13 protein-coding genes are annotated in these 15,006 nt (G+C 41.0%); 11 read left to right on the top strand and 2 right to left on the bottom strand.

The features are described 5' to 3' along the window. The first annotated feature begins 237 nt into the window (after positions 1–237). Positions 238–564 carry a hypothetical protein gene (locus E0H81_RS14365; RefSeq protein WP_131319845.1) on the top strand — a complete coding sequence of 109 codons (327 nt, stop codon included), beginning with the start codon at positions 238–240 and terminating at the stop codon, positions 562–564. A 382-nt stretch (positions 565–946) separates the two neighbouring features. Here E0H81_RS14365 and glnG read toward each other — a convergent pair whose 3' ends face one another. Further along, entirely contained in the window at positions 947–2,428 is a 1,482-nt protein-coding gene (gene glnG / locus E0H81_RS14360; protein WP_131319843.1) for a nitrogen regulation protein NR(I), read from the bottom strand. Beyond that, positions 2,415–3,524: a nitrogen regulation protein NR(II) gene (gene glnL / locus E0H81_RS14355; RefSeq protein ID WP_131319841.1), complete on the bottom strand. Its 1,110-nt coding sequence runs from the start codon at positions 3,522–3,524 to the stop codon at positions 2,415–2,417. The genes glnG and glnL overlap by 14 nt, the downstream gene beginning before the upstream one ends. Before the next feature lie 360 nt (positions 3,525–3,884). Here glnL and rimO point away from each other — a divergent pair, with 360 nt between their 5' ends. From rimO to lpxD, 10 genes are all read left to right on the top strand, one after another. After that, a complete protein-coding gene (rimO, locus tag E0H81_RS14350) occupies positions 3,885–5,228 on the top strand; it encodes a 30S ribosomal protein S12 methylthiotransferase RimO (RefSeq protein ID WP_131319839.1) in 1,344 nt (447 codons plus the stop codon). Positions 5,229–5,286: 58 nt separating this feature from the next. Continuing rightward, positions 5,287–6,015: a UMP kinase gene (gene pyrH / locus E0H81_RS14345; protein ID WP_131319837.1), complete on the top strand. Its 729-nt coding sequence runs from the start codon at positions 5,287–5,289 to the stop codon at positions 6,013–6,015. Positions 6,016–6,092: 77 nt separating this feature from the next. Beyond that, the gene (gene frr, locus E0H81_RS14340) at positions 6,093–6,647 is read left to right on the top strand and encodes a ribosome recycling factor (protein WP_067724542.1); all 555 of its coding nucleotides are present in this window, start codon (positions 6,093–6,095) and stop codon (positions 6,645–6,647) included. Positions 6,648–6,653: 6 nt separating this feature from the next. Next, positions 6,654–7,406 carry a polyprenyl diphosphate synthase gene (gene uppS, locus E0H81_RS14335; RefSeq protein WP_131319835.1) on the top strand — a complete coding sequence of 251 codons (753 nt, stop codon included), beginning with the start codon at positions 6,654–6,656 and terminating at the stop codon, positions 7,404–7,406. A gap of 3 nt (positions 7,407–7,409) precedes the next feature. Then, positions 7,410–8,234 carry a phosphatidate cytidylyltransferase gene (locus E0H81_RS14330; RefSeq protein WP_131319833.1) on the top strand — a complete coding sequence of 275 codons (825 nt, stop codon included), beginning with the start codon at positions 7,410–7,412 and terminating at the stop codon, positions 8,232–8,234. Continuing rightward, positions 8,235–9,431, top strand: coding sequence for a 1-deoxy-D-xylulose-5-phosphate reductoisomerase (ispC, locus tag E0H81_RS14325; RefSeq protein ID WP_131319831.1), 1,197 nt, complete (start codon positions 8,235–8,237; stop codon positions 9,429–9,431). Positions 9,432–9,434: 3 nt separating this feature from the next. After that, on the top strand, positions 9,435–10,790 hold the full coding sequence (gene rseP / locus E0H81_RS14320; protein ID WP_131319829.1) for an RIP metalloprotease RseP: 1,356 nt from the start codon (positions 9,435–9,437) through the stop codon (positions 10,788–10,790). A 41-nt stretch (positions 10,791–10,831) separates the two neighbouring features. Beyond that, positions 10,832–13,357 (top strand): outer membrane protein assembly factor BamA, encoded by a 2,526-nt coding sequence (bamA, locus tag E0H81_RS14315; RefSeq protein ID WP_131266490.1) that lies wholly within the window; start codon positions 10,832–10,834, stop codon positions 13,355–13,357. Between the two features lie 75 nt (positions 13,358–13,432). Beyond that, positions 13,433–13,930 carry an OmpH/Skp family outer membrane protein gene (locus E0H81_RS14310; RefSeq protein ID WP_131319847.1) on the top strand — a complete coding sequence of 166 codons (498 nt, stop codon included), beginning with the start codon at positions 13,433–13,435 and terminating at the stop codon, positions 13,928–13,930. A 3-nt stretch (positions 13,931–13,933) separates the two neighbouring features. Further along, entirely contained in the window at positions 13,934–15,001 is a 1,068-nt protein-coding gene (lpxD, locus tag E0H81_RS14305) for a UDP-3-O-(3-hydroxymyristoyl)glucosamine N-acyltransferase (protein WP_131319827.1), read from the top strand. The last annotated feature ends 5 nt before the right edge of the window (positions 15,002–15,006 follow it).

The raw sequence follows: 15,006 nt of genomic DNA, 5'->3' as shown, positions 1-15,006 counted from the left end.
GCTTACTCAGAATAATTCAAGTGAATTTATTTGAAATAAAAACCTTAAAAGCGTTATTTTCACCCGATAAAGTCCCCATCAAACAAGAGAAGCTTAAATGAGCTTCCTCTTGTAAAAATTGTGGGACAGCAGTGATCTGTAGGTTCCCTTTTTTTTATGGCAAATCTTGATTGGAAAAAATAAAGTCGGCTGAATAATTTGCTAAAATGGGCGTATAGCAAACTGACTTATTTTTATATGGCCTATCAACTTATTCCATTATCCATTCAGGCAACGGACAACATTCAATGTCCACATTGTCAACAAGACGTCATTAATTGGGCGAAAGAGCAGTATGTGCAGCCCTGTGAACATACCTTATTTATTGCCATGGATATCGGTTTTGAATATATGACCGATGAATTTGAACAAACCATGCCGCGTTCAGTGGATGATCTGCATGCGCATGATGATCAGGTGAATATGTTCACAGAAATCACGCAATCAACTTATCCCAATTATTTGATTTTAAAGTCCGACTTGGGTATACAAGGATATTCTCGTTATGTAGGTTTTACTGCATAAATAGAATGAAATAAAAAAGCTCCCGAAGGAGTAATACGAGACAGTTAAGAAATTTTAAAATAAATTCTTTAACTTTTTGGTTATTTACGACGTAGTCTTATCTTTTTTAATCCAATTATTGGAGCTCGTTGGTTCCTTGCGAAACCGTGTTTCTCATTTGCCAAAAGGACCAGTAACATTTTGTCATTCGCAAAACCTGTTCACTTTCTGCATTGTAATACTTTACTGCAAAAACAATAATTTAAAAAAAACACGCAGGTTGCGAATGACGTTTCTGTGTATCGAGTGAACATAGGGGAGTATAAAAAGAAAATGCCAATCAATTTTTTAACTGACTGGCATTATCCCGAAATAGCTTTATTTTTAGATGAGTAGAAAAAGTTTAGTTTTCGATGACTTCTTCTTCGACATCATCATCTACCGTGTCCATACCCAATTCTTTAAGCTTGCGAGTCAGCGTATTACGGCCCCAACCGAGCAATTCAGCGGCATGACGTTTACGACCACGGGTTTGCTGTAAAGCGGCAGTAATTAAAGTGCGCTCAAACATGGGTGTGGCAATATCGAGAATTTTCATTTCGCCGTTTTTAAGCTTTTGAATCGCCCATTGAGCCAATAATTCATCCCAATGATGCAGCGAAACACGATCAAAAGTACCCGGAGGTTGTACTTCATCACCTGAGCGTTGAATTGGAATCTGTTTCAATTCAGATGGTAAATCTTCAGGATAAACTTCACGACCCGTGATCATCACTGTTAGCCAGCGACAAGTATTTTCTAACTGACGGACGTTGCCTTGCCACGGCAGTTGTTGCATATACTCTTGGGTTTCTGGACGCAAGATTTTAGGACTCACCCCTAATTCTTTACCTGCACGTGCCAAGAAATGCTGCGCCAACATTGGAATGTCTTCACTGCGATGCGCCAGTTTTGGAATGTGAATACGGATCACGTTCAGGCGGTGATATAAGTCTTCGCGGAAGCGACCATCATGAACCCGTTTTTCCAAGTCTTGGTGGGTTGCTGCCACAATGCGCACATCCACTTTGACCGGGATGTGACCACCCACACGATAGAACTCACCATCTGCCAAAACACGCAGTAAACGTGTTTGCGTTTCAAATGGCATGTCCCCAATTTCATCTAAAAACAGGGTGCCGCCATTGGCCTGTTCAAAACGGCCTTGACGTTGCGAATTGGCACCGGTAAATGCACCTTTCTCGTGACCGAAAAGTTCAGTTTCAATCAGGTCTTTTGGAATGGCTGCCATATTTAAGGCAATAAAAGGCTTGCTACTACGTGGCGAATGGCGATGCAGGGCATGCGCAACCAGTTCTTTACCTGTGCCAGATTCACCATTAATCAGTACAGTGATATGCGACTGTGACAAACGGCCAATCGCACGGAAAACTTCCTGCATGGCAGGTGATTCACCAATAATTTCAGTCGTTTGAATAGGTGGAGCTGTTTTAGCCGATTCTTGTTGTTGTAACTTGGCAATGTGCAAAATTGCGCGATTGACCAATGCTAATGCTTCATCAATATCAAAGGGTTTTGGCAAATATTCAAAAGCACCGGTTTGATAGCTGGATACCGCAGATTCCAAGTCCGAATGTGCTGTCATAATAATGACGGGTAGGTCAGGGTGACTGGTTTTGACTTTGCCCAAGAAGGTCAGACCATCAATTCCCGGCATGCGAATATCGGTCAAAATCACATCAGGTGCATCTATACTGAGTTGATCGAGCGCAGATTGTGCTTCTTCAAAACTGGTAACGTCAAAACCTTCTTCTTTGAATGTTTTTTCCAAGACCCAGCGCATGGCGCGATCATCATCAATGACCCATATTTTATTTCGCGACATGGTTAAACTCCCAAGGTAAATATAAGCTAAAGACTGTTTTTCCTGGAACTGACTGGCATTCAATCATTCCACTATGTTGATGCATAATATTCTGTGCAATGCTCAAACCGAGCCCTGTGCCCTTGGCACGTCCTGTGACCAGAGGGTAAAACACCGATTCTAAAATTTCTTCCGGTACGCCCGGGCCATTATCTTCAATATCAATCCGAACAGCAGAGCGCTTTAAAACACCATTAATGGTGACAAGCCGCTGAATGCGTGTTCGCAAGATAAGTTCGGGCTGATGGTCAACGAAGAATTCCTTATTTTCCATCATGGCTTGTACTGCATTTACACTAATGTTGAGCATGACCTGAATCAGTTGGTCGCGGTCGGCCATGACATCAGGTAAAGACAAGTCATAGTCACGGGTAATTTTGATTTTCTTTTTGGTCTGATTGGTAATGAGTGAACGGACACGTTCGAGTGGCTCATGTACATTGACCAATTCATAGCTAGGTAATTGACGCGAACCCAGCATGGTATCGGCTAGGTTACGCAAGCGATCGACTTCACTAATAATAATATCGGTGAATTCTGAATATTGAGGATCATTTAAACTGCGTGCCAATAATTGGGTAGCACCGCGAATGCCACCTAAGGGATTTTTAATTTCATGTGCCACACCACGAATCAGTTGCCGTGCAACCTGGTGCTGTTGAATCAGGTTTTCTTCTTTAGAGATTTTTAACATCCGGTCAATCGGATTCAATTCTATCAGTAGAAGCGGGTGATAGGGTTTTTGGGCGTTTATTTGTGAAACCGTATAATCCACATGCATATCTTTAAAGTTGACACTAATAGTGGCTTCACGGCGGGTATAGGGTTGGCCTGTGGCGATGGTATTCAATAGCGCTTCTTCGGTATTAAACTCATCATCCGGCATATGCAGCAAATTTAAGACAGGTTGACCTGAAGCACGCAGCAAACTGATGTCAAACAAAGATTCACAAGAAGAATTTAAATAAAAAATATTCAGCTGGCTATCGACCAGTAAAATGGCGGTGGTTAAGTTATCCACTAAAAGGCGGTAGTCGATCCCGGTGGGTTGATCCATTAGCGAAAGCATCCTGTATTAAAATAGCGCAATGGCATCTGCACTTCTTGTCATTTCTCCCTGTTATGGGACATTCAACGAGTTAAACGTTGTCGAAATAAAGCAAAATGCACGCCAACTTTGAGCATATATATGAATAAAAATTCTGACGCCATAAAAGTGTGCTTTTTGTTGTTTGAATGCAGAATTTATCTAGCATAGTAAAGGAAATAAAAATATTAGTGAACCAAAATGGTGCATGTAAAATATTTAGTAAAAAATTGGGCGTATTTTGGTGCGTTATGCAAAGAGTCGGCTTTCTACCTATTTTTATGATCGGAAAAGACATACAATACGCGCATTATAGTGGAGTGCAGATTCATGAAATCCCCCAAAGTCGGTTTTGTTTCTTTAGGTTGTCCTAAGGCATTGGTAGATTCCGAACGAATTTTAACTCAGTTGAAGACTGAAGGTTATGATGTAGCATCAGATTATGATGGTGCTGATTTGGTTGTTGTTAATACCTGTGGTTTTATTGAATCTGCAGTACAAGAATCGTTAGATGCCATTGGCGAAGCGATAAGCGCAAATGGTCGTGTCATTGTGACTGGCTGTTTGGGTAAAGATGAAGACAAAATTCGTAAAATGCACCCCAGTGTCCTTAAAGTGACCGGTGCCGCGGCATATCAAGAAGTGATGGAGGCCGTACATCAGTACGTACCTGAACCACCAAAACATAACCCATATATTGACCTTGTTCCTGAACAAGGCATTCGTTTGACCCCTAAACATTATGCTTACTTGAAAATATCGGAAGGCTGCAACCATCGTTGTACATTCTGTATTATTCCAAGCATGCGGGGTGATCTGGTTTCTCGTCCTGTCGGTTCGGTTTTAAGTGAAGCGCAAGCATTGAAAAATGCCGGTGTAAAAGAAGTTCTGGTGATTTCTCAAGATACCTCTGCTTATGGTTTAGACACCAAGTACAAACTTGATTTCTGGAACGGTCAGCCGGTTAAAACCAAATTCTTCGACATGTGTGAAGCTCTAGGCCAACTCGGTATTTGGGTGCGTTTGCATTACGTTTATCCATATCCGCATGTCGATGCTGTAATTGACTTGATGGCGCAAGGTAAAATCTTGCCATATCTAGACATTCCTTTTCAGCATGCCAGTCCGCGCATCTTAAAATTGATGAAACGACCAGCACATAGTGAAAATACACTTGAACGCCTTAAACTTTGGCGCGAAAAATGCCCTGAATTGGTCATCCGTTCAACATTCGTGGTGGGTTTTCCTGGTGAAACTGAAGAAGATTTCCAGATTCTGCTTGAGTGGCTCAAAGAAGCACAGCTTGATCGTGTAGGTTGCTTTACCTATTCACCTGTAGAAGGTGCGACAGCGAATGATTTGCCAGATCATGTGCCTGAAGAAATCAAACAAGACCGTTACGAACGTTTCATGCAAGTACAGCAAGAAATTTCTGCAGCTAAGCTACAAAAACGTATTGGTCAAACCATGACGGTACTGGTAGATGATCTGGAAGAGGAATTCCCGGTGGCTGTGGCGCGTTCTTATGCAGATGCACCTGAAATTGATGGCAATGTTTTTGTTGAAGACATTGATAAGAGTCAAATTAAAGCAGGTGATTTGCTTGAAGTCGAAATTACCGATGCAGATGAATATGATTTATATGCAAAGTTAATTCGAGTTAAGTCTGCTTGATCTGTCATAAAAGTATACGAATAAAATTTTAGATATTGGAAGATTCGGAGATTTCCTGATGTTGGATTCAAAAAAGCCTCGTTATGAACGCATTTTGCTTAAACTTTCTGGTGAAGCACTTGCTGGAAATAAAGACATGGGGATTGATGCACAAGTACTTGATCAAATGTCTTTAGCGATTGCTCACTTGGTGGGTTTGGGCGTGCAAGTCGGTATCGTGGTTGGCGGTGGTAACTTGTACCGCGGCAGCCAATTGCAAAAAGATGGTTTGGTTGGCCGTGTAACTGGTGACCAGATGGGTATGCTTGCTACTGTAATGAACGGTTTGGCATTACGCGATGCTTTGGTGCGTCGCAATATTAAAACCCGTTTAATGTCTGCTTTACCGATTGGTGCCGTGGTTGAAGCGTATTCAAGCCGTGATGCAATCCGTCATTTAACGCAAGGCGAAGTATGTGTATTCGTTGCGGGTACAGGTAATCCATTCTTTACCACAGATACAGCAGCTTGCTTGCGTGGTATTGAAATTGAAGCCAACCTGATCTTGAAAGCCACTAAAGTAGACGGCGTATATAATAAAGATCCAAGCAAATATGACGATGCAGTAAAATATGAAACACTTACATTTGACCAAGTGTTAGATGAAAAGTTAGGTATCATGGATTTAACTGCGATCTGCTTGTGCCGTGATCATAATGTGCCATTACAAGTATTCGATATGAATAAGTCGGGTTCATTGTTATCCGTGGTGATGGGTGAAAAAGAAGGGACTCACGTTACCAATTAATGACGTGAGCCTGAAAGCTCTTTATACTACCCGCTATTTAGTAATTACATCTCTTAGAATTAAGTAAGGAAGATCATATGATTAACGATCTTAAAAAAGACAGTGAAGATCGCATGAACAAGACTTTAGAGTCTTTAGAACATGGTTTCGCTAAAGTTCGTACTGGCCGCGCGCATCCATCAATCTTGAATGGTGTGATGGTTCCTTACTATGGCTCTGATGTGCCTTTAAACCAAGTGGCAAACGTGGGTCTTGAAGACTCTCGTACCCTTGTCGTACAGCCATTTGAACGTACAATGGTTTCAGCAATTGATAAAGCGATTCGTGAAGCAGGTTTGGGTTTAAACCCGATTACTGCAGATGCTATTCGTGTGCCAATGCCTGCACTGACTGAAGAAACACGTCGTGACATGCAGAAAGTTGCACGTACTGAAGCTGAAAATGCCAAAGTTGCGATCCGTAACATTCGTCGTGATGTATTGGGCGATATCAAAGCATTGTTGAAAGAAAAAGAAATTTCTGAAGATGACGACCGTCGTGCATCTGATGATATCCAGAAAATCACCGACAAATTTGTTGCTGAAGTGGACAAACGCCTTGCTGCGAAAGAAGCTGAATTGATGAAGGTCTAAGATTTAATGACCGTTTCAGAAGACAGTTTACCTCTTCCAAAACATGTTGCCATCATTATGGATGGCAACAATCGTTTTGCAAAAAAAATGCAAATGCAAAAGGGTGCGGGACACCGTGAAGGGAAAAATGTCCTGGATCCGATTGTTGAGCACTGTAGAAAAAAACAAATTCAAGCGTTAACCGTTTTTGCATTTTCTAGCGAAAACTGGAATCGTCCCCAATTTGAGGTGGATTTACTCATGGCATTGTTGGAAGAAACAATCCAGGAGCAACTGCCTCGAATGGAAAAATTCAATATTGCCTTACGTTTTATTGGTGATCGTTCTCGTTTGTCTGCGCATTTACGTGAGTTAATGTTGCATGCTGAACAAAGGACTGCTAAGTTCGACAGCATGACTTTGACCATCGCGGTCAGTTACGGTGGCATGTGGGATATGGCGCAGGCTGCAAAACAAATTGCAGCGGATGTTCTGGCAAAAAAAGTCGCAGTTGAAGATATAAATGTTGAGTTGTTTGGGCAACATGTCAGTATGGCGGATTTACCTGCGGCAGATTTGCTGATTCGCACCGGTGGTGATTATCGTTTGTCGAATTTTTTACTTTGGCAAGCCGCTTATGCTGAGCTGTATTTCACCCAAACCTTATGGCCTGAATTTACTGTTGAAGAATTCGATGATGCGTTAGCCGTCTTTGCTGGTCGTGAACGTCGTTTTGGTAAAACTTCAGAGCAAATCCAACAAGAGAAAATCGAGAATTAATAAATGTTAGAGCGGATTATAACCGCATTGGTATTGGTGGCAGTCGTACTCAGTTGTATGTTTGCTACACAGTCTCAGTATCCAATGTTTGTGCTGATGATTGTTGCCGCAGGGGTCGCAGGGTATGAGTGGTTTAAACTTATGCCAAGAAAAAATAAAAATCTGGTGAAACCATTTGCTTGGGGTTATGGATTAGCGACAGCAGCCTTGGCAACTTTGGCATTATATTTTAATGATATCGCTCTATTGCTTTGGGCAGCGTCCATTTTTACTTGGATTTTAAGTATCTTTTGGGTTAAATCATATCCAGGTTATGATGGATGGTATAATCAAAGCCTAAATGTGATCGGATTTATTTTAATTTCTGCTGCGGTTACCGCAATTTTCTCGGTTTGGAATAGTTCACCATGGTGGCTCATGTACCTGTTTTTATTGGTATGGGGCGCAGACAGTGGGGCTTATTTTGTCGGGCGTAAACTGGGTAAGAGAAAACTTGCACCCGATGTCAGTCCCAATAAATCGGTTGAAGGTTTATATGGCGGTATCGTTACTGCAATGATTATTGTGGTCGCGGTTGAAGTGGTTTATTTAGATTTAACTTTAGCTCAGCATATTCTGTTTTTAATTTTATCTGTAGTCACAGTATTCAGTTCTGTATTGGGTGATTTGTTCGAGTCCATGATCAAACGTCGTGCAGGAATTAAAGATTCAGGTTGTATTCTGCCAGGACATGGCGGGGTGCTTGACCGTATTGATTCATTGCTTGCTGCTGCTCCAATTTTTGCTGCAGGCATGTATGTTTTAAAACTTATTGGTGTAGATTTATAGATGTCACAATCTGTTTGTATATTAGGTGTAACGGGTTCGATTGGTCAAAGTACCTTAAAAATTCTGCAACAACATCCTGAAAAATATTCTGTATTCGCAGTCACGGCACATAGCCGAATTGTGGAACTTGTTGAAATATGCAAACAGTATCGACCGAAAATTGCGGTAGTGCCATCAAATAAAGTTGATGAACTAAAACAACATCTTCAAAATAAAAATCTTAACGATATTGAAATTCTGAGCGATGAAGCCGGTTTAATTGCGGTTGCTGAACATGCTGATGTTGATGTGGTCATGGCGGCCATTGTCGGCGCGGCAGGTTTATTGCCTACATTGGCGGCGGTTAAAGCAGGTAAACGTGTTCTGCTTGCCAATAAAGAAGCACTAGTGATGTCTGGTGACCTGATGATGCAGGCTGCCCGTGATTATCAGGCGGAATTGCTTCCAGTGGATTCTGAACATAATGCAATCTTTCAATGCTTGCCTCAGAATTATTTCCAAACTGAACGAAATGGTCAGCCCAAACAAGGTGTGTCGCGTATTTTGCTCACTGCCTCTGGCGGTCCATTTTTAAACCATAGTCTTGAACAATTACAAAATGTGACGCCTGCACAAGCATGTAAGCATCCGAATTGGTCTATGGGGCAAAAAATCTCTGTAGATTCTGCGACTTTAATGAATAAAGGCTTGGAATTAATTGAGGCCTGTCATCTCTTTGCAATTTCAGAACAGTTTGTAACAGTGGTGGTACATCCACAGAGTATTATTCATTCTATGGTTCAATACGTGGATGGTTCGACTTTGGCACAAATGGGTAATCCGGATATGTGTACCCCAATTGCACATGCGCTAGCATGGCCTGAGCGGATTCAGACTCATGTTCCTGCCCTTGATCTGTTTATGAATCAACAGTTAGATTTTCAAGAACCAGATACAACACGTTTCCCCGCATTAAAACTGGCTCGACAGGCGATGCAAAGTGGTGGTTTGGCACCTGCAATTTTAAATGCCGCAAATGAGATTGCTGTTGCAGCATTCTTAAAAAATAGCATTGGCTTTACTGAAATTCCTCAAGTGGTTGAACAAACTTTGAACCAGGTTGAAAGTGGAGCTGCAGAATCGATCGATCTTATCTTGCAAGCTGACCGAGCAGCTCGTTCTGTGGCACAGCAAATTGTCATCAGTAAAGGAAACTAAATTATGAGTGCCTTGTTTATTGTTGTGGCAGCCATTCTTTTACTTGGACCGCTCATCGCGATTCATGAGTTTGGACATTATATTGTTGCGCGTAAACTGGGTGTGAAAGTTTTAGTTTATTCGATTGGGTTTGGACCGACATTACTCAAATGGACGTCTAAGAAGTCTGGCATTCAATATCAACTTTCTGCATTGCCTTTGGGTGGCTATGTGAAAATGCTGGACGAACGCGAAGGTAGTGTTGCGGAAGAAGATTTACCCAAAGCATTTAATCGCCAGCATCCTTGGAAGCGAATTGCGATTGTTGCTGCAGGTCCGTTGATTAATTTAGCTTTTGCTGTGGTGTTATTCTGGATTTTATTTATCCCATCACAAGAACAACTGAATACTCGTGTTGGTAAAGTGTTACCAAATACACCCGCTGCAACTGTTCAAATGCAGGTGGGTGACAAAATTACCAACGTGGATGGTACTGCAACCCCAACTTGGGAAAAGTTGAATTTTGCTTTGGTCGACCGTGTCGGTGAAACAGGTTCAATCGAAATTCAGGCAGATCGTGCAGGACAGGTTAAAACCTTTCAGTTACCCATTCAAGATTTCTTAAAAAATCAAAATCAGTCTGCATTAGATAGTTTAGGCTTTATGCCGTATCGCCCACACATTCCTGCCGTTGCCGCTAAACTCAGTGAAGATGGTGCAGCAATTCGCCAAGGGATGAAAGAAGGTGATAAAATTATTGCGATTGATGGCGTAAAAATGAATGACTGGTTCGATGTTGTTCAGGTCGTGCAGGCTTCACCAGAAAAATTGTTGAAAATAGATATCTTGCGTCAAAACCAGTTGCTACATTTGGAAGTGATGCCACAAGCTAAACGTGACAGCATGGGTAATGTTTCAGGTGTGCTTGGTGTACAGAATATTCCTGGAAAAATAAACATTCCTGCAGATTATAAACAAGTGATTCAATATAGTCCGACTGAAGCATTTGTAATGGCGGTTGATAAAACGGGTCAAATTTCAGGTATGATTTTGAACTCGATCGTCAAAATGTTTCGTGGTTTAATTGGCCTGGATAATTTATCCGGCCCAATCACCATTGCCAAAGTGGCAGGGCAAAGTGCGGAAATGGGTTGGCAGACCTTTATCTCTTTTATGGCTTTAATGAGCGTAAGTCTAGGTATTTTAAATTTATTACCAATTCCTATGCTGGATGGTGGACATTTAGTTTACTATTTTATTGAGCTGATTCGTGGTAAACCTGTTTCTGAACAAATACAATTGGTTGGTTTAAAAATTGGTATGGTACTGCTCGGTAGCATGATGCTCCTTGCATTATTCAATGACTTCATGCGTTTATAACAACGTAGATACGAAATAAATTAACATCGGAAAAGACTGGCATGCAGCACACACATTTATTTATGCCTTTGGCGCTTATTAGTGCAATGGCAGCAGTACAACAAGTATATGCAGCAGATGAATTCATTGTCCGCGATATTAAAATTGACGGGCTTGTTCGTTTAACGCCAACAAATGTCTATGGGATGTTACCTGTCAATGCTGGCGATCGTGTCGATGATACGACTATTGCAAATTCGATTCGTGCTTTGTATGCCACTGGACTGTTTGATGATATTAAGGCATCAAGAGAAGCGGACACGCTCATTTTTACCGTGGTTGAACGTCCACTGATTTCTAAGGTGGAGTTTAAAGGGAATAAACTGATTCCTAAAGAAGCCCTTGAAGATGGTCTGAAAAAAATGGGCATTGCAGAAGGCGAGGTTTTGAAAAAATCTGCACTGCAAACCATTGAAACCGAACTTGAACAACAATATATGCAGCAAGGCCGTTATGATGCTGATGTCAGTGTTAAAACAGTGGCTAGACCCAATAACCGTGTCGATCTGACCATTGAGTTTGTGGAAGGCAAAGCAGCTAAAGTTGTTGATATCAATATTATTGGCAATACTGTTTTTAAAGAAAGTGAAATCAAGCAAGCTTTTGCGGTTAAAGAAAGTAGCTGGAGTTCAATTGTTACTCGTAACGATCGTTATGCACGAGAAAAAATGGCGGCCAGTCTGGAAGCTTTACGTGCATTGTATTTAAACAAAGGTTATATCAACTTTAATATTACGAACTCAAGTTTGAACTTGAGTGAAGATAAAAAGAATATCTTTGTTGAAGTCTCTGTAGAAGAAGGTGAACAGTTCAAATTTGGTGAAACAAAGTTCCTGGGTGATGCGCTTTATAAAACAGAAGAATTGAAAGCACTGCAAATTTATAAAGATGGCGAGACTTATTCTCAAGAAAAAGTAAATGCAGTGAAACAACTTTTACTTCGTAAATATGGTAATGCGGGTTATTACTATGCTGAAGTAAATATGGTTCCTGAAATTAATGAAGAAACCAAACTGGTTAACCTGAATTATTATATTAATCCAGGTCAACAAGTGACGGTGCGTCGTATTAATTTCACCGGTAATACCAAAACTGCGGATGAAGTATTGCGTCGTGAAATGCGTCAAATGGAAGGTGCATTAGCCAGCAATGAAAAAATTGACTTGTCTAAAGTCCGTTTAGAGCGTACCGGTTTCTTTAAAACTGTAGATATTAAACCCGCCCGTATTCCAAATGTGCCGGATCAGGTAGATTTGAATGTTAATGTTGAAGAACAGCATTCGGGTACAAGTACGCTGGCTGTCGGTTTCTCGCAAAGTGGTGGTGTAACTTTCCAGGCAGGTTTAAGTCAAACCAACTTCTTGGGTACAGGTAACAGTGTTTCGATTGATTTATCCCGTTCAGAGACGCAAGATTATTATAATTTAAGTGTGACTGACCCATACTTCACCATTGATGGTGTGCGTCGCGGTTATAACATGTACTATCGTAAAACCAAGCTGGATGATGACTATAACGTTAACAACTATGTAACGGATAGTTTTGGTGGTGGTATTACATTTGGTTATCCAATTGATGAAAACCAAAGTGTCAGTGCGGGTCTAAATATTGACCAGACTAACGTAACAACGGGTCCATATGTTTCGACCTATGTTCGAGATTACTTGTTAGCCAATGGTGGTAAGGCTACAGGTCGTGCTGAAGATGTTTGCGTAGGGCAGCAAGTGGCTTTATATGAAGACCCAGCTAATCCAACCAAAGTTACAGGATATTCTTGTGATGGAGAACAGGTAGATTTTGATAATGAGTTTAAAGGTGAATTTTTAACTTATAACCTGAATTTAGGATGGTCATACAACACCTTAAACCGTCCGGTATTCCCTACCAATGGTATGTCGCATCGTGTGAATGGTGAAATTGCATTACCGGGTAGTGATGTTGAATACCAAAAATTAACCTATGATGCACAAGCATTCTTGCCACTGCCGTATGACTTCGTACTGCGTGGTTATGGTAAGTTAGGTTATGGTAATGACCTTCCATTCTATAAAAACTTCTATGCAGGTGGTTTCGGTTCAGTTCGTGGTTATGACAACAGTACCTTGGGGCCGAAATATCCCGGGGTAACGTATAATGAGTCAAGAAACGAAGATCAGGACAAAGAAGAAGTGGGTGGTAATGCTCTAGTACAATTTGGTGCGGAACTCGCTTTACCGTTACCATTTAAGGGTGACTGGACACGTCAGGTTCGACCAGTAGTCTTTGCTGAAGGTGCACAAGTTTTTGATACACAATGCAGTGTTCCTAGTGGAAGCTTGTATTTGAATGGCAATGCTGGTGTGGATGCTAAACAATATTGTGAAGACAATTTTGGCTTTGATGCAGAAAACTTCCGTTATAGCGTTGGCGTTGGCTTTACCTGGATCACCATGATTGGTCCACTTTCACTCAGCTATGCATACCCATTAAATGATAAACCGGGTGATGAAACTAAAAATATCCAGTTTGAAATTGGCCGTACTTTCTAAGATGGCCTAAGAATAATTCAGGTTGTGTCAATACATTATGTGTGTATTGGTACAACCAAACTTAAAGAGAAAATGATGCAAAAAATGATGATAGCGATGGGTATCGCTTTGGCAAGCATGACGTCTTTGACACAGGCTGCCGGTTATGGGGTAATTGATTTAGAACGTCTTGTAGAAAATAGCAGCTATTTAAAACAGCAAAACACGGCTGTACAGCAAAAAATTCAGCCGCAAACCACTAAAATTGAGCAGTTGTCTAAAGAGCTCGAAGCATTACAGCAACGTGCACAATCCAATACCAAATTTACCGAGGCAGAAAAGCAAAAGCTTTCAGCACAATATCAAGCCAAGTTCCAAGAATTGAATCAATTGCAACAATCTGTTCAGAGCAGCGTCCAAAGCTCGATTCAACAAGTTCGCAGTGTTTTTGATGCACGTGTGAAACAAGCTGCTGAACAATTGCGTAAAGAAAATAACCTGGATGTTGTTTTAAATAAAAATTCAGCGCTTGCCTATGACCCTAAATATGATTTAACTGATAAAATGATTCAAAAGGTCAATGTTATTAAGTAATCAATGAATCCTAGACAATTTCGCTTAGAAGATCTTGCTCGCCTTGTACAAGGCGAGTATGTCGGTCAATCTGATTTAACCCTAGAAGGATTGGCAAGCTTAGATGTCGCTCAAGCCAAACATATTGCATTTGTAAATGCTGAAAAATATTTAGATCATGCACGTGCCTCAAAGGCAGGTGCATTAATTGTTACTGCAGCTTTAAAATCACAGTTAGATACACATAATAATTTTATTGTGGTTGATAATCCTTATCTTGCTTTCGCAATTTTGACCCATGTGTTCGAGAAAAAACATACCCAACAGGGCATCGAAAGTACAGCTCAAATTCATCCTTCTGCCATTATTTCCGACAGTGCTTATATTGGGCATTACGTGGTTATTGGCGAGAACTGTGTGGTGGGTGATGAAACCGTCATTCAGTCCCAGGTTAAAATCGACGATGATGTAGAAATTGGCAAACAATGTTTTATTGATTCGCACGTCACTTTAACGGGTGAAACTAAAGTAGGCGATCGAGTACGTATTCATGCCAATACGGTGATTGGTGGGGAAGGTTTCGGCTTTGCACCTTATCAAGGCAAATGGAATCGTATTGCACAATTAGGCTCAGTTAAAATTGGGAATGACGTCCGAATCGGATCAAATTGCAGTATTGATCGTGGTGCATTAGACGACACAATTTTAGAAGATGGTGTGATTATTGATAACCTTGTGCAAATTGCGCATAACGTCAAGATTGGTGCCAATACAGCACTTGCAGCAAAATGCGGGATTGCAGGTAGTACAACTATTGGCAAAAACTGTGTATTTGCAGGTGCAGTAGGGGTAGTAGGACACATTAATATTACGGATAATGTCACAATTACCGGCATGTCAATGGTCACAAAAAATATTTCTGAAGCAGGAAGTTATTCTTCTGGTACACCAATGCTGGAAAGTTTGCACTGGAAACGCGCTGCTGTACGCTTTAAACAATTAGCAGATGTGCCATTGACCCAATTGGTGAAACGGCTTGATCATATACAGGCTCAAATAGAGTCCCTTGAATCAACTTTTAAGCGTAAATAGAATAT

The organism is Acinetobacter terrestris, assembly GCF_004331155.1.
Classification (GTDB): Bacteria; Pseudomonadota; Gammaproteobacteria; order Pseudomonadales; family Moraxellaceae; genus Acinetobacter; species Acinetobacter terrestris.
The sequence above is the reverse complement of the archived record's forward strand: the minus strand, read 5'-3'. Positions and strand labels throughout refer to the sequence as shown.